Annotated in this window: 20 protein-coding genes and 2 tRNA genes; 11 read left to right on the forward strand and 11 right to left on the reverse strand. The window is 65.4% G+C overall.

Annotated elements, in window-relative coordinates:
- Positions 1-21: 21 nt before the first annotated feature.
- The gene (locus NATOC_RS07185; RefSeq protein WP_015320765.1) at positions 22-759 is read left to right on the forward strand and encodes a hypothetical protein; all 738 of its coding nucleotides are present in this window, start codon (positions 22-24) and stop codon (positions 757-759) included.
- 41 nt (positions 760-800) lie between these two features.
- Positions 801-884, forward strand: a tRNA-Ser gene (locus tag NATOC_RS07190).
- 312 nt (positions 885-1,196) lie between these two features.
- Here NATOC_RS07190 and NATOC_RS07195 read toward each other — a convergent pair.
- From NATOC_RS07195 to glmS, 7 genes are all read right to left on the reverse strand, one after another.
- Positions 1,197-1,385 (reverse strand): hypothetical protein, encoded by a 189-nt coding sequence (locus NATOC_RS07195; protein ID WP_015320766.1) that lies wholly within the window; start codon positions 1,383-1,385, stop codon positions 1,197-1,199.
- 96 nt (positions 1,386-1,481) lie between these two features.
- Positions 1,482-1,703 carry a hypothetical protein gene (locus NATOC_RS07200; RefSeq protein ID WP_049888701.1) on the reverse strand — a complete coding sequence of 74 codons (222 nt, stop codon included), beginning with the start codon at positions 1,701-1,703 and terminating at the stop codon, positions 1,482-1,484.
- A gap of 247 nt (positions 1,704-1,950) precedes the next feature.
- Positions 1,951-3,000, reverse strand: a complete 1,050-nt coding sequence (gene citE, locus NATOC_RS07205) for an L-malyl-CoA/beta-methylmalyl-CoA lyase (protein WP_015320767.1) — start codon at positions 2,998-3,000, stop codon at positions 1,951-1,953.
- A gap of 49 nt (positions 3,001-3,049) precedes the next feature.
- On the reverse strand, positions 3,050-4,174 hold the full coding sequence (mch, locus tag NATOC_RS07210) for a 2-methylfumaryl-CoA hydratase (protein ID WP_015320768.1): 1,125 nt from the start codon (positions 4,172-4,174) through the stop codon (positions 3,050-3,052).
- Positions 4,167-5,444: a methylaspartate ammonia-lyase gene (locus NATOC_RS07215; RefSeq protein WP_049888702.1), complete on the reverse strand. Its 1,278-nt coding sequence runs from the start codon at positions 5,442-5,444 to the stop codon at positions 4,167-4,169. Before NATOC_RS07215 ends, mch begins: the two co-directional genes overlap by 8 nt.
- Positions 5,434-6,885, reverse strand: a complete 1,452-nt coding sequence (locus NATOC_RS07220; RefSeq protein ID WP_015320770.1) for a methylaspartate mutase subunit E — start codon at positions 6,883-6,885, stop codon at positions 5,434-5,436. The genes NATOC_RS07215 and NATOC_RS07220 overlap by 11 nt, the downstream gene beginning before the upstream one ends.
- A gap of 10 nt (positions 6,886-6,895) precedes the next feature.
- Positions 6,896-7,351 carry a methylaspartate mutase subunit S gene (gene glmS, locus NATOC_RS07225; RefSeq protein ID WP_015320771.1) on the reverse strand — a complete coding sequence of 152 codons (456 nt, stop codon included), beginning with the start codon at positions 7,349-7,351 and terminating at the stop codon, positions 6,896-6,898.
- A gap of 137 nt (positions 7,352-7,488) precedes the next feature.
- On the opposite strand from glmS, the gene mct reads away from it, so the two are divergent.
- The 8 genes from mct (at position 7,489) to NATOC_RS07265 (ending at position 13,956) form a co-directional block, all read left to right on the forward strand.
- Entirely contained in the window at positions 7,489-8,679 is a 1,191-nt protein-coding gene (gene mct, locus NATOC_RS07230) for a succinyl-CoA:mesaconate CoA-transferase (RefSeq protein ID WP_015320772.1), read from the forward strand.
- Between the two features lie 91 nt (positions 8,680-8,770).
- Positions 8,771-9,091, forward strand: a complete 321-nt coding sequence (locus NATOC_RS07235) for a DUF5785 family protein (protein WP_015320773.1) — start codon at positions 8,771-8,773, stop codon at positions 9,089-9,091.
- Between the two features lie 62 nt (positions 9,092-9,153).
- Positions 9,154-9,915: a GTP cyclohydrolase III gene (locus tag NATOC_RS07240; RefSeq protein ID WP_015320774.1), complete on the forward strand. Its 762-nt coding sequence runs from the start codon at positions 9,154-9,156 to the stop codon at positions 9,913-9,915.
- A gap of 130 nt (positions 9,916-10,045) precedes the next feature.
- The gene (locus tag NATOC_RS07245) at positions 10,046-10,648 is read left to right on the forward strand and encodes a CBS domain-containing protein (RefSeq protein WP_015320775.1); all 603 of its coding nucleotides are present in this window, start codon (positions 10,046-10,048) and stop codon (positions 10,646-10,648) included.
- 39 nt (positions 10,649-10,687) lie between these two features.
- Entirely contained in the window at positions 10,688-11,197 is a 510-nt protein-coding gene (locus tag NATOC_RS07250; RefSeq protein ID WP_015320776.1) for a GNAT family N-acetyltransferase, read from the forward strand.
- An 11-nt stretch (positions 11,198-11,208) separates the two neighbouring features.
- Positions 11,209-11,282 (forward strand) — tRNA-Thr (locus NATOC_RS07255).
- A gap of 622 nt (positions 11,283-11,904) precedes the next feature.
- Entirely contained in the window at positions 11,905-13,404 is a 1,500-nt protein-coding gene (locus NATOC_RS07260) for a hypothetical protein (RefSeq protein WP_015320777.1), read from the forward strand.
- A 258-nt stretch (positions 13,405-13,662) separates the two neighbouring features.
- A complete protein-coding gene (locus NATOC_RS07265; protein ID WP_015320778.1) occupies positions 13,663-13,956 on the forward strand; it encodes a HalOD1 output domain-containing protein in 294 nt (97 codons plus the stop codon).
- A gap of 63 nt (positions 13,957-14,019) precedes the next feature.
- Here NATOC_RS07265 and NATOC_RS07270 read toward each other — a convergent pair whose 3' ends face one another.
- Positions 14,020-14,772: a ribonuclease H-like domain-containing protein gene (locus NATOC_RS07270; protein WP_015320779.1), complete on the reverse strand. Its 753-nt coding sequence runs from the start codon at positions 14,770-14,772 to the stop codon at positions 14,020-14,022.
- 100 nt (positions 14,773-14,872) lie between these two features.
- Here NATOC_RS07270 and NATOC_RS07275 point away from each other — a divergent pair, with 100 nt between their 5' ends.
- The gene (locus tag NATOC_RS07275) at positions 14,873-15,574 is read left to right on the forward strand and encodes a DUF7547 family protein (RefSeq protein ID WP_015320780.1); all 702 of its coding nucleotides are present in this window, start codon (positions 14,873-14,875) and stop codon (positions 15,572-15,574) included.
- Here NATOC_RS07275 and NATOC_RS07280 read toward each other — a convergent pair.
- From NATOC_RS07280 to hflX, 3 genes are all read right to left on the reverse strand, one after another.
- Positions 15,553-15,936 carry a hypothetical protein gene (locus tag NATOC_RS07280; RefSeq protein ID WP_015320781.1) on the reverse strand — a complete coding sequence of 128 codons (384 nt, stop codon included), beginning with the start codon at positions 15,934-15,936 and terminating at the stop codon, positions 15,553-15,555. The genes NATOC_RS07275 and NATOC_RS07280 overlap by 22 nt on opposite strands.
- Positions 15,933-17,087, reverse strand: a complete 1,155-nt coding sequence (locus NATOC_RS07285; protein WP_015320782.1) for a thiolase family protein — start codon at positions 17,085-17,087, stop codon at positions 15,933-15,935. Before NATOC_RS07285 ends, NATOC_RS07280 begins: the two co-directional genes overlap by 4 nt.
- Before the next feature lie 118 nt (positions 17,088-17,205).
- The gene (gene hflX / locus NATOC_RS07290) at positions 17,206-18,507 is read right to left on the reverse strand and encodes a GTPase HflX (protein WP_015320783.1); all 1,302 of its coding nucleotides are present in this window, start codon (positions 18,505-18,507) and stop codon (positions 17,206-17,208) included.
- Positions 18,508-18,580: the final 73 nt, after the last annotated feature.

Genomic DNA, 18,580 nt, shown 5'->3' on the forward strand with positions numbered 1-18,580 from the left:
CGCCACGCCCGAGAGACGCGTATGATCGTCGTCGTCCCTGTCGACCCGCCACGCGAAGGAGTCGTTCTCTCGTCGCTCGTCGATCGAACCGTGTTGACCGAGGCCGAAGCCCGCGAACTCTACGAGGCGAGCGTCGTCGACGTCCTCCGGACTGCCGCCTCGAGCGGCGGCGACCTGCTCGTGAACTACCGGGACGAGGACGCCCTCCCCGACTCGATCTCGGCAGACCCCAAGGCCGAGGTCCGCGAGCTGGCCACCGCGGCGCTTGGCGCCCTCGAGGACGTCCGGTTCGAACGCCAGGTCGGCTCAACGCGTGCAGCCCGGGTCGGGAACACGGTCACGCACCTGCTCGAACAGGAGGGCGCCGACAGCGTCGGCGTCCTCGAGCCGACGGCGCCGCTTGTCGCTCGCACCGAAATCGACGGCGCGGCGATGTCGCTGCGGCGCCACGACGTCGTCCTCGGGGCGTCCTCGGGCGGCCGAACGTACTTCACGGGCTTTTCCGAGCCGATCGACTTCACGGACGCCGACGCGGTCCCCGAGTTAGCGACGCTCGCCGAGCGGGCCGACGAGGACGGGCTTGACGTCGGGTTCGCCCCGACGGTGCCGACGATCGCGACCGAGTCGGGCCTGTGTGCAACGATCGCGGGCGGACGGGCCCGAGCGGTGACGGAGCGCTCCGCGGGAGCGACGACGACGGCGGTCGCCGAGGATCTGGGGCTGCGCGTCGGCGAGGGGGAGTCGATCGAACGCGAGTAGACCGATAACCCTTTTTGAACGGGTGGAGAACGTAGGGGTGAGGTGGGGTGGCAGAGCGGCCTAACGCGCCTGCCTTGAGAGCAGGTGGCTGTCAAGCCTCATGGGTTCAAATCCCATCCCCACCGTTTTTCGGCGAACAACTGCGACGAGCCTCGCGAGGAGCACGTGAGCCGGAAAACGAAACGGTGGGATTTGAACCAGACCGAGGTTCTGCGAACGCAGTGAGCAGGTTCTCGGGCGTGGTTCAAATCCCATCCTCACCATTGCTGTTGCGAACAACTTCATGACCGACAGCGACGTCGGTGGGACTCGAACCACCTGAACTTCGGCCACTTCGCTCCCTCGTTCTGCCGTTCGAATCCCACACCCACCATCTTCTTCCGAGACCACACGACGAGCCCCGCCGACGTGAAAACGGCTCGAGTGCAGCACCCGACTCACCGCACTGCAGACGCCGATTCGGAGTGGCGTAACAGCAAAAGCAGCCCCGGCACGAACAGGAGCGCAAGCGCGAGGACGAACGCCAGGAGTCCGAATGGGAGAACGGAAAACAGCTGGATCGCGAGGACACAGACTAGCAGTCCGATGATAACGTTCAGCCGGAACAGGACGTCCTTGTCGGTCATCGTCCCCGAATTTCGAACGGGACGGCAAGTGTCTTCGGGACGATGCGTCGCGTCAGTGCTTGCGGGCCGACCGAAGCGCGGTCGGGGACGACACGCCTATCGGTAGATCCCCCGATAGCGCTCGCGGTACTCGAGGACGCCGAGCCGCGCCTGCCGGCGCGATCGGAAGCCGATCCCGAACGCGGGACAGTCGACGTCCTCGCAGTGCCAGTAGAAGGTGTCCGTCCGCCCGTCCCGGCCGACGTCGACGTCGGTATCGCAGCGCGGACACCGCCACCCCCATCGCAGATTACCCGCTCGCGGTCTCGGTCGAGTCATGGCAGCCCCGTTCGAGCGTTCGGTTCGGTGCGGAAAGCGATCGGGCTGTACATGGTGTCGCTATTTGTCGGGGTGGAGAGCACGGGCTCCGAACGTCGCTATACGGGTGAATACTTTCTGTCCAGAAATGTCGATCCAAAAGGGGAAGAAGGGGGTCGGCGAACCGGTTCTCGGTGGTGGACGACCGCTCGAGGACGGCGTCCTCGGCCACGCTACTCGCCGCGGCGAGCGACGAGCGCGGAAGCGCCTATCGGTAGGACAGCTCGAGTTCGAGTGCCCGGTCCAGCAGCTCGCCGTCGTAGCGCTCCTCGGTCTGGTCGGGACGGCGGTCGTGGATCGCCCGCACCGTTTGGACGGTGTTACGGAAGTTCTTGAACGTCGCCTCGTCGACCATCTGGCCGTCGATGGTGACCGCGCCGGTGCCCTCGCGTTTGGCCTCGTTGAAGCGCTCGATCTTGTGGACGTCGCGCTCGAGTTCCTCGGGCGTGGGCATATGGATCGTATTCGCCTGGAGCGTCTGCTTGGGGTACAGCGACCAGGAGCCGTCCAGTCCGACCTGGGCCTCGCGTTCGACCTGGTCGGCGTACGCCTCGGCGTTGTAGAACGTCAGCCCGGCCCGCTCTTTGAACAGGTCGTCAAACGGGCCGCCGATCGCGAGCAGCCCGCCCGCGCTGGCCTCGTTCGAGAGCGCCTCGAGCAGCCCGTCCCAGCGGGGCATGCCCTCGCCGAGGTCGCGACCGCCCAGCTCGGCGGCGTAGTCGACCGGTCCGAAGATCAAGGCGGTGAGCCGCGAGTCGGCGCCGAACTTCGCGATCTCGCGGAGGTCCGAGCGGGCCCGCCCCGACTCGATGATGATCGAGAGATCGATCGAGCCGTCGGGGTAGCCGTGCTCGCGTTCGGCCTCCGCGACGGCGGCGGCGGCTCGCTCGACGTCCGCCACGCGGCCGACCTTCGGGACGACCACGCCGTCGATCTCGTCGCCGATCTCGGCCACCAGGCGGTCGATCTGTTCGCGCCCGTTCTCCCGGAACCGGTCGTCGTCGTAGGCCCACTCGACGCGCGGGTGGATCTCGCCGGGGAACTCGTACTCGGGGACGCGATCGATCGTGTTCTCGAGCCCCTCGGCTTTCATGTCGGGCGCGGTGCCGTCCTCGAGGTCGGGGACGAGCCAGTCGGGTGCCTGGAACCCCTCGGCCTCCAGCGCCGAGACGAGGTACTTCGCCGTCTCCTCCTTGGGGACGGCGGCGGGTGCAGTCTGGAACGTGCGGCAGAGTCGGATCTCGGTATCGTCGGTCATGCGTGTGGATGTGTCTGGTGTGGTCGGAAACGGGCGGTCGGCGGGCGGTTCAGCTCGAGCGCTTGCGGATCTCCGCGGTACGAGTCCCGGAGTAGACCGGTGTCTCGTCCTGGTTGAACGCGATGTGTTCGAAACGGACGGTGCCCGCTTCGTCACGCCCCGTCTCTTCGGCCTCGAGGACGCGGGTGAACGCGTAGACGGTATCGCCGGGCGTGACGAACGTGTGGAACTGTTCGTCGTCGAACCCGACCTCGCGGTAGGTGTCCTCGTCGGAGCGGGCGTGACCCAGCGCCGTCGATCGGGTGACGTCGCCGTAGGTGACGATGTCGCCCGACGGCGAGTTGGCCATGACGTCGGCGTTGTGGTGCTGTTTGGCAGTGTTCAGCGTTGCCAGCGGCAGTCCGGCGACGGTCGTGTCGTCCTGCGTGCGACCCCGCTCGTGGCGGTAGGCGACTGCGGCGTCCCGGTCGTCGGCGCGCTCGAGGGCCTCGCGGAAGTCCTCGAAGGCGCCGCCGTCGGGGGTGACGAACTCGCTCGGGAGGTCGGGCTCGTCGGGCTCTTCGGCCGCCGCAGCGCTTCCGCCGCCGCCGTCGGTCGCGACGGGCTCGCGTCGCGGGATCATGTTCGTTCGTTCGTAGGAGCAGAGGACGTCGTCGGTCTCTGCGTCCCGACCGCGGGTGCGCCAGGTGACGATCCCGTACTCGGGCCGGGAGCTCGAGGTCGCCGTCGAGACGACCTCGCTCTCGACGCGCAGTTCGGTGCCGGTGTAGACGGGGGCGCCGGGGTATCGGACGTCGGTGCGTCCGAGGAAGTAGCCGCCCTTCTCGCTTAAGTCCTCGACGGTGATTCCCAGCGTGGCGGCGGTGAGGTAGTCGGGATGGACCGGGGGCTCGTCGAACCCCCGCTCCCGGGCGGCGTCGGTCCGCCAGTAGGCGGGATCGTGGTTCAGCGTCTGGCTCATCCAGGCCTCGTTGCCCCACTGCGTGAGCGTGAGCCCGGGATCGTGCTCGATCAGATCCCCCTCCGCGAACGCCTCGAAGTAGTTGCCCTTCTCGCGGGTGTCGGCGCGGTCGAGCGCCCGGGCGAACGTCTCGGTGTCGGTCCAGTCGATCGATCGCGGCTCGCTTCGCTCGCCGCTCTCCGTTCTGGAGTCGCCTTGCGATTCCCTAGTCATCTGCAGCCACCTCGTCAGTGTTCGGACGTTGTCGGTCTCTGTTTCGTCTGGCGACGGTTCGTCGCATCTCGTTTTCCACGATCATGTACCCCTCGTCGAACCCCATTCCGGGCTTTGCAAGCACCTGTGCGGCGTCGGTCGCGAGCGCGACGTGCGCGCAGGCCCGCGCGGAGGTCTCGGTCTCGTTGCAGGTCCCGCCCAAATAGGCGCGGGTGTCGGTCCCCTCGCAGTACCGCACCGCCTGGCCGCTGCGGTGGATCCCGCCGAGGTCGGGAGTCTTGATCTGGACGACGTCGGCCGCGCCCCGGTCGACGAACGCCCGGACGTCCTCGAAGGTATTACACCACTCGTCGGCGACGATGTCGACGCCGACGCCGGCGGCGGCGAGCCCCTCGCGGAGCTCGACCATCGCCTCGATCTGCCCCTCCCGGTCGCCGACGTCCATCGGCCCCTCGATCTGGATCGGAGAGGGCGCGGCGGCGTCCTCAAGCGCCCGGAAGTAGTCAACGACCTCCTCACGGTCGTAGGGCGGGCCGAATATCTCGCCGATCATGCCGTAGACGTCGATGTGGAACCGGGGGTCGTACCCCTCCGGGCCGAGCTCCTGTGAGCGCTCGACCAGCCACTCGACGTACTCGAGCAATGTCCCGCCGTCCTCGCCGATCTTCTCGACGCTGTTAATCAGTCCGTGGGGGAGGACGGGAACGCCCTTGACGAACATCTTCTCGGTGTTGACATAGCGGTCGTCGCCCGACTGGCCGAAGACCGGAACCGGCTCGGTTGCCGGCTCCGTCCCGAGCTCGTCTGCGAGGACGTCCGTCCGCGTTGCGGCCGCGTCGCGTGCGGCCGCGGCCAGCAGCGCCTGTGAGACACCGTATCGGATCGCCGTGTGGAGCCGGTCCCCTTCGATCTCGAGGTCCTCGAGTAGTTCGGCGTTCGCGAGGAACTCGCCCGCCTCGCGGCCGGTCAGCGCCTCGGCGACGGGACCCTCGACGACGGGGGCGTACTCGGCGGCCCGGAACAGGGGGTCGCGTCCGCCCGCGCCGGAGTACTGGACCGCGGCGCAGTCGCCGCGGTGGAGGCTTCCGTCCTCGAGTTCGACCTCGACGAGCAGCGTCTCGCCTGCCTGGCGGATCTCGTCGAACCCCTCCGTGACGGGCTCGCCCTCGTAGGTGAACCCGTCCTGGCTGGCGCCCGCTTTGATCGCGCGCTGGTCGTCGAAGAAGAACCCGCTGTAGCCCGGCGTGGCGTGGATCGTCTCAATCCGCACTGCCGACACCTCCTTTCTCCTGCGGGCGGCCGATGAGCTTCCCGTCGCTGATCGCGTCGACGTCGTCGGCGACCATCCGGAACGACTCCTCGCGGCCCTCGGTGTCGGCCCGCTGGGAGAGTCGTGCCTTGTGAATCTCCTTGATGTCGTCGTCCATCGCGAGGTCGCCCCACTCGAAGATCCGCACGCGACCGTCGTCGTCACGCGCGGGCAGGACGGCGCCTCTCGCGCTGTCACTGGGCGCGAAGGGGACGTCCAGCGCTCCGGAGTCGAACGCCTTGATCGTTCCCTGGACGACGTCGCCGTCGCCGTGGCTGAAGATCGTATCCATGAGACACCGCGTCTCTCGCTCGATCAGCTCCTGTTCCTCCGCGATACCGTCGATGTCGATGTTCTGCTCGATCGCCATATCGATAACCTGTCTCGTCGTTCGAAGCCCGGCAGCGTTCGCTTCCTTCGTCGGGACCCCCTGGAACTCCTGGGGCGATTTGGTGATCACCTTGTTTGGCTGGGCGATGGCGGCTGTCATCCCGCCGAGGCTGATGACGCCGTTAGCGCGAGCCTCGTCGGGCGGGAACCCGCCCATCCACTCGTGAAAGACCGTCGTGACGACGACCTCGTCGGGGAGATACTCGTCCCCGAGCTTCTGGAGGGCGTTCAGAGCGGCGACGTCCTGGACGACGTTGCCGACCTGGCCGTAGCCCAGCGTGATCGAGCGCACGCCCTGGGTCGCGGCGAGCTGGCCCTCGACGATCATGATCGCGATCGCGATCGAGGGCGGGACCAGCGTCCCCGTCAGGGGGCCGAACGGCTCGCGGTTGATCCGCACGCCCCGCTCGGTGTAGGCACCCGCCAGCCGATCCACGAACTGCCACTTCTCGATGGTCTCCTCGAGCCCGTGGCGTTTCGTGTAGGGGATGTTGTACGAGATCGGTCCGCCCTCGAAGCTCTGGAACCCGCCCGCGAAGGTGATCGCCGCCAGTAGCCGGGCGTCGGGAGTGCCGTGACGGACCTCGATCGGGGCGTCTAAGGCCTCGATCAGCTCGCGACAGCCCTCGATCCCGTGGTTGACCGCGGGGAACCCGTTGAGGGTGTCCTCGCCGGTCTCGCGAGCCTTCTCGAGCCCCTCCTGGGCTTTCCCGTACTCGTTGTCGCGCGTGTAGGAGTCGATCGTCGTCGGGAGCAGATCCGCTCTCCCGTCGTCCTGCAGATACTCCAGCAGCTCGATCTGGTCGTCGAGCCGCGGGACCCCCGCACGCGGTTGCAGGAGCGGTTTGTCGGCCGACTCGAGGACGTCGGCGAACCGCTTGCTCGCCGGCAGCGACTCGTGGTAGCGAATCGCCTCCTCGAAGTCGACGTCCTCGCCAGTGGACCAGCCGGAGCGGATTTCGTTGTCGATGCGCCGCAGCTCGTCGGACGGAATGCGTTCGTCGCGTATCATCGAGGGAGGGCTATGAGGTGACGGTGACCTGGTCGGACTCGGAGGTGGTGAGGTGGAGGTCTCGTTCGAGGGCGGCGATCGCCTCCTCGGGGTCGGTCTCGGAGTCGAAGACGCGATCGAACCCGAGCTCCTCGAACGTTTCCCGGGTCTGCTCGAAATCGTCCTGGCCGACCGCGAGGTTGCCGCCGATGTAGGTGACGGCGTCGATGTCGGCATCGTCGAGGACGTCGTGGAACCCCTGACAGTCCTGCTCGGCGTGCCCGTAGAGCGAGGAGACGAGTACAGCCTCCGCCGAGTGGGCTACCGCGGCCTCCGCGAAGTCCTCCTGGGAGGTCTGGACGCCGAGGTTGACGACGTCGAAGCCAGCTGCACTCAGGGCCTGCTCGAGGATCGTGATGCCAACGACGTGAGCGTCGGAGCCGATCACGCCGAGGACGACCGTTTGGGACATCGTGTGCAGAACCATGAGGAATACCCGTATAAAGTTAATGGTTGATCATGATAATACTCCTTATACAACCTAGCACCACCCCCTTGAGAGACAACCACACCTTCATGATCTATTGCAAAGGTTTTTGCGCCTGTCCACAGTCACTCGCACCCATGGGCGCACTGTCGAATCTGCGCGTGATCGACCTGACGCAGGTGCTGGCCGGCCCGTACTGTACGATGCTGCTCGCGGATATGGGCGCCGACGTCGTAAAGATCGAGCGTCCCGGTGGGGACCTAATCAGGTCGAACCCCCCGTTCGTCGACGACGCCGACGAGGAGGCCTACGGCGGCTACTTCCAGAGCGTCAACCGCGGCAAGCGCAGTCTCGAGCTCGATTTCAACGACGAGGACGACCGCGACGATTTCCTCTCGCTGGTCGAGGAGGCCGACATCGTCGTCGAGAACTACCGCGCGGGGACGATGGAGAAGTACGATCTGGGCTACGAGACCCTCAGCGAGCACAATCCGGAGCTGATCTACTCCTCGATCCGGGGTTTCGGCGATCCGCGTACGGGCGAGACCCACCGTCAGGGCCAACCCTCCTTCGATCTCATCGCGCAGGCGCTTGGCGGCGTGATGGAGATCACCGGCCACGAGGACGGGCCGCCGACGAAGGTCGGCCCCGGGATCGGCGACCTCTTCACCGCGACGCTGAACTGTATCGGGATCCTCGCGGCGGTCAACCACCGCGAGCAGACCGGCGAGGGCCAGTACGTCGATACGGCGATGTACGACGCGATGCTCAGTATGACCGAGCGCGCGATCTACCAACACTCCTACACCGGCGAAGCGCCCTCTCGTCGCGGAAACTCCCATCCGACGCTGTTTCCGTACGACGCCTTCGAGACCGCGGACGGGTACGCCGTGATCGCCGCGTTCGGCACCAACCACTGGCGGGAGGTCTGCGAGGCGATGGACCGACCCGATCTGGCCACGGAGTACCCCGATGCGGCCGATCGCCTCGAACACCGCGAACAGTTGCGCGAGGAGATCGCCGCGTGGGCCGAGGGCATCGAGACGGAGACGCTTGTCGACACCCTTGAGGGACGGGTTCCGGTCGCGCCGGTCCAGAGCACCGACGAGATCTTCGAGGACCCCCACGTTCGCGACAGGAAGATGCTCGTCCCCGTCGAACAGCCCGGAGCCGACGAAACCGTCGAGATCGCAGGCTCGCCGATCAAGATGACCGAGACGCCGCCCGAGCCCGGTCGGCGAGCGCCGTTGCTCGACGAACACCGCGAGGAGCTTCTCAAGGACGGCGAACTCGAACCCGCGGATCCCGAAACCGCGGCCGACGACTGATCGTCGACGGACGGATCGTCCGCGGACCCGTTTCACGGCGAGATCGGAGCGGAGGGTAATCCTTTTGCGCCCCCCACACACACCTCGGAGTATGGACTGGCCATTCGACCCCGACGGGGAGCAGGGTAGCGAGGGAATGCGGAAGTTCGACATGCGGATCATCGCTGATAAGGTCGACGAGGAGGAAGACTTCCCGATGGATCGCGACGAGTTCGTCGCCGAGCACGGCGACGACCCGATCCGGATCAACTACCAGCGCGTCGTGCCGATGCGGGAGATCTTCGAACACGTCGACGCTGAGGAGTTCGAGACGATCGTCGACATGCACAAGGCCGTCGGCGCCGCGATGCGGACCGGCGAGTTCTGGGAGTACCACCCGAAGGGAGCCGACCCCGAGAAGAAACGCGCCTGAGCGGCGTCACGGATCTGGATTACGTACCACTTATACGACACCGCTCGAAATTTTCGGGTACCGTGACGAACACGCAGGTTACGCTCCTCCAGATCGACAACTACGGCCCGTGGACCGTAACGCCCGAGCCGCGACGGGAAGCCGACCTCCAGACGCTCCAGTCGCGGCTGTACGCCGACGTCTCTCAGTTCGTCGGGAACCGCGACGGCTACGTCTTCTTCACCCGCTTCGACAACATGATCGCCGTCACGAACGGGCTCTCGCGCGAGGATCACGCGTTGCTCCAGGAGTCCGTCGGTAACCGCTACCCCGTTACCGTCAGTCTCGGGGTCGCGACCGGGACGACCCCGGTCCAGGCGCTTTCCGACGCGACCGCCGTGCTCCAGGAGGCCGGCAGCGCACAGGACAAGAACCGTCGGGAGTGTCTCGAGGGTCGAACCATCGACGACGCCCACCGCACCGGCGAGGACGTCCAGATCGCACACTTCGACGTCATCGACGCGACGGGCGAGTACACCGACGAGCTCAACGCCTTCGATACGTTCATCGAGATCGAACAGGGGTACGCCTCTCTTATGCGACACATGCGACGGGCCCACGACAGTCTGGCCTTCTTCGTCGGCGGCGACAACGTCATCGTCGTCTGTCCAGATCTCGGGGTCGACGCCTACGAAGAGGCCATCTACCACGTCGAGGAAGACGTCGACGTCGAACTCCAGGTCGGCGTCGGACGCGGCAGCGTCGCCCACGAGGCGGGCATCGCGGCCAAACACGCCCTCGAGGACTGTCGGGCCGACGGGACCAGAGTCGAGTTCGATCGGTGAACGGTTCCGATCACGAACGCAGCCGTTCTCCCGGTTCTTCGTACTCAGCGTCGAATCCAGTACGTTTGTCACGCGTTCACTTAACCGTGCCGGAGATAGTTTTTAGCCGGTTCGTGGGATTTGTACACATATGGAACAGGAACTGTCCGTCAGGGAGGTCCTGACGACCGAATACGTCGGCGTCAGCGAGTCGGACCCCGTTCTGGAGACCGTCCGCCTGATGCGTGAGGAACGGGCGGGCTGTGTCCTCGTTGTTCGCGGCTCGGAACCGGTCGGGATCATGACCGAGTGGGACGTCCTCGGACTCGTCGCCGCGGAGGACGACCCCGCTGAGACGACCGTCGGCGAGGTGATGACCAGCCCCGTTATCTCTATCGGTGCAGGCTGGTCGCTGGCCGACGCCGCAACGACGATGAGCCGACAGAACATCCGTAACCTGGTCGTCGAGAGCGACGATGAGGTCGTCGGCGTCCTCACGCAGCGCGACGTCATCACTGCGGCCGGCTCCTTCCAGGGTGCGGCGAGCGGTGCCGCCGAGCCGCCGCTCGAAACCGATCGACCGATCGGCCAGTCACGGGGCTCCCGTCCGAGCGAGGAGATCGACACCGAGCTGTTGCCCAACGGCGGCGACGAGTTCTCGACCCAGGGCGTCTGTGAGGCCTGTGGCTCGCTCGCCGACTCCCTGTGGGACGCCAACGGGCGACTGGTCTGTTCGGACTGTCGCTCGGTGTGATAGCAAACCCTTTCTGACGCTGCCGCCGACCCGACGATAATGCCTCCGGAGACACCGGTCGTCGAGCCGGCGACGCAGGCGGATCTTCCCGCGATCACCGAGCTGTGGGTTCGACTCGCTCGCGGTCAGCGTACCCACGGTTCCTCGGTCCGCGCCGAGGAAAACCGGGAGACAATGCGGGAGCTGCTGGCCGGCCACCTCCACACCGATGGGCTGCTGGTCGCTCGCGACGGGAACTCGATCGTCGGTTTCGTCTCGTTCTCGCTCGAGCGCGGGACGCTCGCGCTCGATGCGACCCGCGGACTGATCTCGAACGTCTACGTCGAACCCGCCTACCGCGGACACGGTGTCGGGACGGCGCTGCTCAAGGCCGCCGAGGACGTCCTCGCCGATCGGGGCGCGGCGGTCGCCGTGCTGGAAGTGCTCTCGGACAACGAGGACGCCAGGCGGTTCTATCGTCAGCGCGAGTACGACACCTACCGGGTATCGATGCGCCGATCGCTCGCGGACCGATCGGAAAGCGATACACACTCAAAGGAGGACGGGTAACTCACTGCTGTGCCAGGGGAGCATGGGCGGTTCATGCACTCGACTTGTAATCGAGACTTCGTGGGTTCAAATCCCACCCCTGGCTTGACGTCGCGAGCACGCTCGCGAGCGACGAACAGGCGCGTGAGTTTGGAGAAGAGAACGGCGCCGCCGTGACCGTCGTTCAAATCCCACCCACTCCGCGGACGTGACAAAGCAGTTCGTCGCGATCATCTCGCTTTTCGAGTCTGGTTACGATTCGGACACGTATCCGATCGACGGACACGCATACCATCCAGACCGACTGTCCTGCCACTCGAGCGGTTCGATTCGGCCGGTGTAATCGGTCGTTACGGTGGGGTCGTCGATACTGGTAGCCGTTCCGATTCATCGCGGACTAATCCGACGTGGTTCGGATATAGTTCTGCAATCGACCCGCTGAATCGGGTGAAAAACCCGTAGGACACTGTTTCAATCATCACAACTTCTCGGAGCGTATAAGTGCTGCGAGGGATTCGGCGTGAAACTGTTCTATTTCGACAGCCACTACCTCCGGGTCGATTATTTCCGCGCTAATTCGCCGGTAGGGGTGAACCGCGAGATAAGGGGGAAGGGCCCTCGTTCCGGCGGGAAAACAGTTGAATCGGGGCCGTTCGCGAACTGCGATATTTTCGACTCAGATTACTTCGAGTATATGTATAACCGACCCGTCTCTACAGAAAGCCGTAATGTCGAACGACTCTGGTAACTGGCTGACAGGTAGACGATCGTATCTGAAGGGCTGTCTCGCTGGTCTCGGTACGCTTTCGGTCGCCGGGATGGCCTCCGCGTCCTCGGACGCGAGCACGAGCGAGGACGACTACAGTAACGTCGTCGATATCGTCGAAGCGGGTGCGGATCCGAACGGGAACGAGTCGGTCTCCTCTGTCGTACAGGAGAACATCGCGGACGACACGCTCCTGAAGTTCCCCGAAGGGGAGTATTACATGGACTCTCAGGTACGGATCACCGGGTTCAACAACGTTGGCGTCGTCGGCGACGGCGCGACGCTGATCCCGGCGAACTACAGCTCCTTCGACGGGCCGCAGTACCGACTGTTCCGACTTGGAACCAGCGGGAGTCCGGGTGGGTCCGTCTGGTTCGAAGGGTTCGACGTCGACCAGACCGCTTCTAACACGGGAATCCGCGTCATCAGCGCGGAGGTCAGCAACGAACTCGTCGTCCGGGACGTCTTCGTCCACGGTGTCCACGACAGCGGTACCTGGGGTCCGGCGCTGTTCAACATCACCGACTCCGACGGAACCGGTATCGTCGACTGTTTCCACGCGTTCGACGGCGGACAGCACGTCGACGATACGCCCCACGGCGGCCGCTGGCGCGGCGCCACCGGGATTATTCTCAACGGCAACCACCAGGGCCACATCACGTTCAAGGACTGCGTCCTCGGAGCGTTCCCCGACAACGGACTGTACGCCTCCGGCGACAACGGTCGCATCGACGTCGAGGGTGGCTGGTACGAGAACAGCGCAACCGCTTCGGTCCGTCTCAGCGGCAACAGCGGCTCGATCTCCGACGCGATCCTCGTCGTCGACGAGAACCCGACCGGTGCGGAGGGACAGCACGCGGTCCGTCTCGACCACGGCAACGAGTACACGATCTCGAACGTCACTATCGACACGCCGAACCAGAACGGCGAGTCGATCCGTATCATGAACGGCGTCGACTCGACGACCGTCGAGAACACGCTGATCAAGGCCGGTGGACAGGGAACTGCGGTTCGTATCGACGACGGTGCCGGCGCGGTCGACTTCCGGAACTCCGAGGTCGAGATCAACGGCAGCGCCTACGCCTTCCGCATCCTCGGTAACAACGCTGGAGCGGTCTCGCTCGAGGACGTCAACGTCGTCGGTAGCGCCGGGGGCTCCCCGATTCAGCCGGCGATCTTCTGCGAGCGGAACGACTGCCAGTTCGAGGGGCTCTCGGTCGAGCAACTCGGTAGCGGCAACCGGCGCGGCCTCGAGCTTCGCGGCAGCAACTACGAGGTCACAAACAGCGAGTTCGAGACGAGTCACATCCCGATCATCGTCCACAACGCCAACGACGTCGACATCGAGAACACGTACGCACGGGCCGACGACGGCAGTACGTCGGTTCACATCCGTAGCGGCTCGAGCGGCGTCGACCTCCAGGGCAACGACCTGCCCCAGGGCGTCGACGACCGTCGGTAATCCGGATTCGGGAAAGGGTCTGTACCGCCGTCGATCGAGCGTGGTTTGTCGCTCGTGAAGCCGCCGATCGGGTGGACGGTATCGAGCGTATTTTCTCTGAACACTCGTTCCAGAACAAGAGTGTCGCAGCTTCGAGCCAGATCCGGGAACCAAATATAGTCAATACTGTATAGATGTGTTGTACAGTGTACGATAAACTTCTCAGAAGCCGTCGTGAGGACAGTGGATTTATATATGCCGGCAGAAAGAGTCCGGCCAATGCTACTCTCAGTCGATCGTTCGGACACAGCTACCGGCATGTCCCTGAGTTACGAGGTCATCGCCGAGATCGCCGCCCGAGAGGGCGTCGAGCCGACCGATATCGAGCCACCGGAGTACGACGCACTCTACGACGTGATCAATCCGGAAGCGCTCGATTCATTGTTCGCTCCCCGCGAGAACGGACTGTCTCGGGCAAGCGGACGGATCGAGTTCGAGTACTGTGGCTACGACGTCACCGTTACCAGCGACGGCGACGTCGAGGTCTCGAAGCACGAGCAAACGTACGAATAGAATAGCTGCGCCTGTCTCTCGTGTCGATCGAACGGTGAGCCGCGGTACTCCGTGAACGGGAGACTACCCGTCCGAACACGCCGCCTCGAAGACCGACTCGTGGAGTCGGTCCGTGACGGTCTCCATCAGCGGTTTCATGTTCTCCGTGTCCGCACGGTTGTACGCCACGAGTCGTTCGAGAGCCGCCTCGTCGCCGCGTTCGTACTCCCGCCAGAGCCGAACGGCGTCGCGTCCGCTGAGATCGGGCATGTCGCGGCCGATACCGAGCTCTCGCTCGATCGCCTTCAGCCCCCCATCGAGTCCGACCTTCCGACAGGGATACATGAGATCGACGTGGGGTGTCGTCACGTCGACGTCGTAACAGGTCTCGAGGAAGGGGACGTCGAAGCGCTTTCCGTTGAAGGTGACCAGCAGGGACGAACGCTCGAGTTCCTTGCGGAGTCGCGAGGCGGTCAGGTCGCGACCGCGCACGAACGTCTTCGTCTCGCCGCCGCGATGGATCGACACCGTCGTCACGTCGCTGGTGGTAGCGTTTAGTCCGGTCGTCTCGATGTCCAGAAAGGCGGCGTCCTCGCGGACGTTCTCGTAGAGCCGCCACTGGCTCGCGGCCGGGAGCGCCTCGGCGAACGTCGAGACGTCGCCGCGCTCGAGGTGTGTCCACCCCTCGTCGATGAACCGTTCGATCCGCTCGGCGACCGTCTCGCCGACGACGCTGCCGTCGAACTCCTCCCAGTGGGTGACACCGTTCTCCCAGAGCCGGCGCTCGGTAGCCTCGCCGACTCCCCGAACGGGAATGAAGCTGTTCTCGATTCGCACACCAGTGTAGGGGTTCCAGTCGGGCAAAAACGCTTGGTTCCGTGCGGGAGAGCGGTGGTTCGAACACCTGGCTTTTGGTTCCGGCCCGCATAGGTGGAGTATGGTCGACTCCAACGAGGAACTCGCCGAGGCGATTCGCGAGCTCACGCGAACGATCGAGGAGTTACAGACGGAACTCGAGGACTCGCCGCGCGGGCGCCGTTCGTTGCCAGCGCCTCGTCCGCCGACCCCTCGTGAACTACTCCGGGTCGCCGACGAGGTCGCGATCCCGGCGCTGCTGGCGACGCTCGAGTCGAGCGTCCGCACCCTCAAGGCCCTCCAGCGCGGGCTCGAGATCGTCCGTACGGAGCAGGAGGTGCGCGATCGGGTCGACGAGACGAGCGACCGAACCCGGTCGCGCGCAAACGAGGTCCGTCGAACGACACTTTCACAGCTGGATACCGTGCTGGCGGAGCTCCAGCGGGCAGCCTCGGAGGGAACGCTTCCCGCCGACGAGGACGCCCGGGAGCTGCTGACGGAGGCCCGCGAGCTCCGCGACGAGGTCGACGGCCGACTGCGGGACGCGGTCGATGGACAACGCGAGGACGAGGGGGACGGTCCGATACGGATCGATATCGATGAACCCGACGAGACGGAGCAACAGGACGACGCTGACGACGAGCCGGATTCGAGCGTCGACGTGGACGCGGAGCTCGAGACGCTCAAGGATCGATACACGGAGAGCGACGGTGAGGACGACACAGCCGGCGACGAAGAACCCGACGACGCCGACGACGGCTCTCAGACCGGTTCGAATCGGTAGCCGTCCCAGTCCTGGCTCTCGGGCTCTCTGATTCCCGCGCCGGGCTCGCGCAGCTCCTCGGTGTAGACGGGTTCGACCTCGTCGCCCGTCTCGACGTCGCCGTCGGTTAACTGAACGAGCGCCCGGACCGACGTCTCGGCGTCCTCGTCCTCGACGTCCTCGCTGACGTCGAACTCGACGATCGCGAGGTGGTTCGGCTCGCGGACGCCAGGCGGGGTCGCGGTGCTGGTCGTCCAGGTGACGACCTCGGCGGTGTGTTCGCTAAGGTCGATCGTTCCGACCGGTTCTGCGCCGTCCCGGCTACGCGGGTGGCCGGGGTAGCTGATCGTCCCGTCGTCGTATCTCGTCGCTTCCATCGTCATTGTGCTGCCTCCATAATGGTCGTAATCACGCAGTTTCCGAAGCCGCCGACGTTACAACAGAGCCCGACCTCGGCGTCGACCTGGCGGTCGTCCGCCTCGCCGGTCAGCTGTTCGTAGATCTCGACGCCCTGGGCGACGCCGCTTGCCCCGAGCGGGTGGCCCTTCGATTTGAGCCCACCGGAGGTGTTGATCGGCAACTCGCCGTCGCGTTCGGTGGAGCCGTCCTCGACGAGCTTCCAGGCCTCGCCCTGCTCGGCAAAGCCCAGTCCCTCCATCTGGAGGAACTCCAGGATCGTGAACATGTCGTGGAGCTCGGCGACGTCGATATCCTCGGGCCCGCGACCGCTCATCTCGTAGGCCCCCTCCCCGCTCTCGACGACCCCGCCCATCACCGTCGGGTCCTCGCGCTCGTGGACGACGTGAGTGTCGGTCGCCCCGTCGATCCCCGAGATGACGACGTACTCGTCCGTGTACTCCTCGGCGACCGACTCGGGACACAGCATTAGCGCCGCCGAGCCGTCGGTGATCGGGCAGAAGTCGTACAGCCGCAGCGGGTCGGCCACGATCGGCGACTCGAGGACGGTGTCGACGTCGACCTCCTTCTGGAACTGCGCGTGAGGGTTGTCGACGCCGTTTTTGTGGTTTTTCGAGGCGACTTTCGCCAGGCTCTCTCGCGGGGCGTCGAACCGTTCGAGGTAGTGTCGCGCGGTCATCCCCGCAAAGGAAGGGAGCGTAACGCCGGTCTTGTACTCGACGGGATGGGTGAGCGAGGCGATAACGTCGGTGGCCTCGCCGGTCGTGCGGTGGGTCATCTTCTCGCCGCCGACCAGCAGCGTCATCTCGCTGGCTCCGCTGGCGACGGACTGCCAGGCCGCGTAGATCCCTGCTCCGCCGCTGGAACTCGTCTGATCGATCCGCTGGGTGTAGGCCGGCAGGGCGCCGATATCGTGGGCCAGGCCGTTCATTACGCCAGTCTGACCCTCGAACTCGCCGCTTGCCATGTTCGAGACGTACAGATGTTCGATCGCCTCGGCGTCGACGCCCGCGTCCTCGAGACAGTCGAGTCCGGCCTCCGCGAGGAGCTCCTGGATCCACTCCTCGCGTTGCCCGAACTTCGTCATCGAGGCACCGATGATTGCAACGCGTTCCATACCCCATTCGACTCAACTCAATAATTTATATTGAGGGGTTCGCGGCAGCGCTCCGGCGTGACCAGCGAGCCGAAAACGGACGTGGCGTTACAGAGAACCAGCGCGAACGTCCACGATTTCAGGCCGACTCCGCCGCGGCCGTCTGCAGCTCGCTCGCGCGCGAGCGAGCCTGTGAGATGACCGCAGGCCGGGCCTCGAAGGAAACCAGCACGTCGTCGTCGCCGTAGTTGACGTCCTCGACGTGGGCGTTGTCGTGGAGCCAGGAGACGACGCTCATCGTGTCGTCGGTCATCGGCAGGACGAGCCGCTCCTCCTCCCAGTCGGGCAGCTCCCGGTCGATCCGTTCGAGCAGCTCGTCGACGTTCGTCCCCTCGCGGGCGCTGACGACGACGGGGTTCGGCGCCAGCGCCGAGAGCGCCTCTTTCTTGCGCTCGAGCTCCTCCTCGTCGACCTGGTCGACCTTGTTCAGGACGGTGACGATCGGCGCCTCGTTGCGCTCGTAGAGCGTGTCGTGGCTGGTGACGAGCTTCTCGTGGATCTCGTCGACGTCCTCGCTGACGTCGACGACGAGCAAGACCAGATCCGCCCGGTAGACCGAATCGAGCGTCGACTTGAACGATTCGACCAGCCAGTGGGGAAGGTCGCTGATGAATCCGACCGTGTCGGTCACCAGAACGTCCCGTGGCTCGATATCCGCTCGACGGGTCGTCGTCCCGAGCGTCGTGAACAGCCTGTCCTGGGACTCGGCGGTCGTGTCGAGATCGGGGTGGAGCTGTTCGTTCTCCTCGATCTCGAGGTCGGTCGCGAGCTGTCGGAGCAGCGTCGACTTCCCGGCGTTGGTGTACCCCGCGAGCGCGACCAGGTCGAACCCCGAGTCGCGCCGCCGTTCGCGGCGGTGCTCCTCGGTCTGCTCGATCTGTTCGAGCTCGTCTTTGATCCGGCTGATCTGGGCCTTGATGTCCTGCTCGCGGCTCTCGTCGTACTCGCCAAGCCCCATGAATCCGGGATGTTCGTCCCGTTTGGCGAGGCTCGTCTTGGCTTCCGCTCGCGGGAGCTCGTAGCGCAGTTCGGCGAGCTCGACCTGGAGCTGGGCCTTCCGTGTCTGGGCGCGCTGACCGAAGATCTCGAGGATCAGCGTGAACCGGTCGATGACCTCGACGCCCTCTGGCAGCAGCTGGCCGAGGTTGTACGTCTGATACGGCCCGAGCCGGTTGTCGAAGATGACCGTCTCGACGTCGGTTCGTTCGGCGACCGCGGCGAGCTCCTCGGCTTTCCCCTCGCCGAGCTGGAGCGCCGCGTCGGCGGTTCGCGACTGTGTGACCTCGCCGAGGACGGTGTAGCCCGCGGCTTCGGCGAGCTCGCGGATCTCGGTCGTGTCTGCGGTGCCGGAGTCGACTCGCTTGGCGATGATCGCGTTCATACGGGTTGTCGTGTTCGGTAGTGGTCGCTCGCGACGGATCGCTCGTCGTCGATACCTTCGGCCCGGGACCGTC

This window comes from Natronococcus occultus SP4 (assembly GCF_000328685.1).
In the GTDB taxonomy this organism is placed as follows: domain Archaea; phylum Halobacteriota; class Halobacteria; order Halobacteriales; family Natrialbaceae; genus Natronococcus; species Natronococcus occultus.

What these genes read in the sequence shown, in the direction of transcription:
- NATOC_RS07245 (WP_015320775.1), top strand. Translation starts at nt 10,046, where the DNA reads ATGGAACAGGAACTGTCCGTCAGGGAGGTCCTGACGACCGAATACGTC.
- NATOC_RS07185 (WP_015320765.1), top strand. Translation starts at nt 22, where the DNA reads ATGATCGTCGTCGTCCCTGTCGACCCGCCACGCGAAGGAGTCGTTCTC.
- NATOC_RS07285 (WP_015320782.1), bottom strand. Translation starts at nt 17,087, where the DNA reads ATGGAACGCGTTGCAATCATCGGTGCCTCGATGACGAAGTTCGGGCAA.
- NATOC_RS07250 (WP_015320776.1), top strand. Translation starts at nt 10,688, where the DNA reads ATGCCTCCGGAGACACCGGTCGTCGAGCCGGCGACGCAGGCGGATCTT.
- glmS (WP_015320771.1), bottom strand. Translation starts at nt 7,351, where the DNA reads ATGGTTCTGCACACGATGTCCCAAACGGTCGTCCTCGGCGTGATCGGC.
- NATOC_RS07265 (WP_015320778.1), top strand. Translation starts at nt 13,663, where the DNA reads ATGCTACTCTCAGTCGATCGTTCGGACACAGCTACCGGCATGTCCCTG.
- NATOC_RS07195 (WP_015320766.1), bottom strand. Translation starts at nt 1,385, where the DNA reads ATGACCGACAAGGACGTCCTGTTCCGGCTGAACGTTATCATCGGACTG.
- NATOC_RS07280 (WP_015320781.1), bottom strand. Translation starts at nt 15,936, where the DNA reads ATGACGATGGAAGCGACGAGATACGACGACGGGACGATCAGCTACCCC.
- NATOC_RS07220 (WP_015320770.1), bottom strand. Translation starts at nt 6,885, where the DNA reads ATGATACGCGACGAACGCATTCCGTCCGACGAGCTGCGGCGCATCGAC.
- NATOC_RS07275 (WP_015320780.1), top strand. Translation starts at nt 14,873, where the DNA reads ATGGTCGACTCCAACGAGGAACTCGCCGAGGCGATTCGCGAGCTCACG.
- NATOC_RS07235 (WP_015320773.1), top strand. Translation starts at nt 8,771, where the DNA reads ATGGACTGGCCATTCGACCCCGACGGGGAGCAGGGTAGCGAGGGAATG.
- NATOC_RS07200 (WP_049888701.1), bottom strand. Translation starts at nt 1,703, where the DNA reads ATGACTCGACCGAGACCGCGAGCGGGTAATCTGCGATGGGGGTGGCGG.
- NATOC_RS07260 (WP_015320777.1), top strand. Translation starts at nt 11,905, where the DNA reads ATGTCGAACGACTCTGGTAACTGGCTGACAGGTAGACGATCGTATCTG.
- hflX (WP_015320783.1), bottom strand. Translation starts at nt 18,507, where the DNA reads ATGAACGCGATCATCGCCAAGCGAGTCGACTCCGGCACCGCAGACACG.
- mch (WP_015320768.1), bottom strand. Translation starts at nt 4,174, where the DNA reads ATGACTAGGGAATCGCAAGGCGACTCCAGAACGGAGAGCGGCGAGCGA.
- citE (WP_015320767.1), bottom strand. Translation starts at nt 3,000, where the DNA reads ATGACCGACGATACCGAGATCCGACTCTGCCGCACGTTCCAGACTGCA.
- mct (WP_015320772.1), top strand. Translation starts at nt 7,489, where the DNA reads ATGGGCGCACTGTCGAATCTGCGCGTGATCGACCTGACGCAGGTGCTG.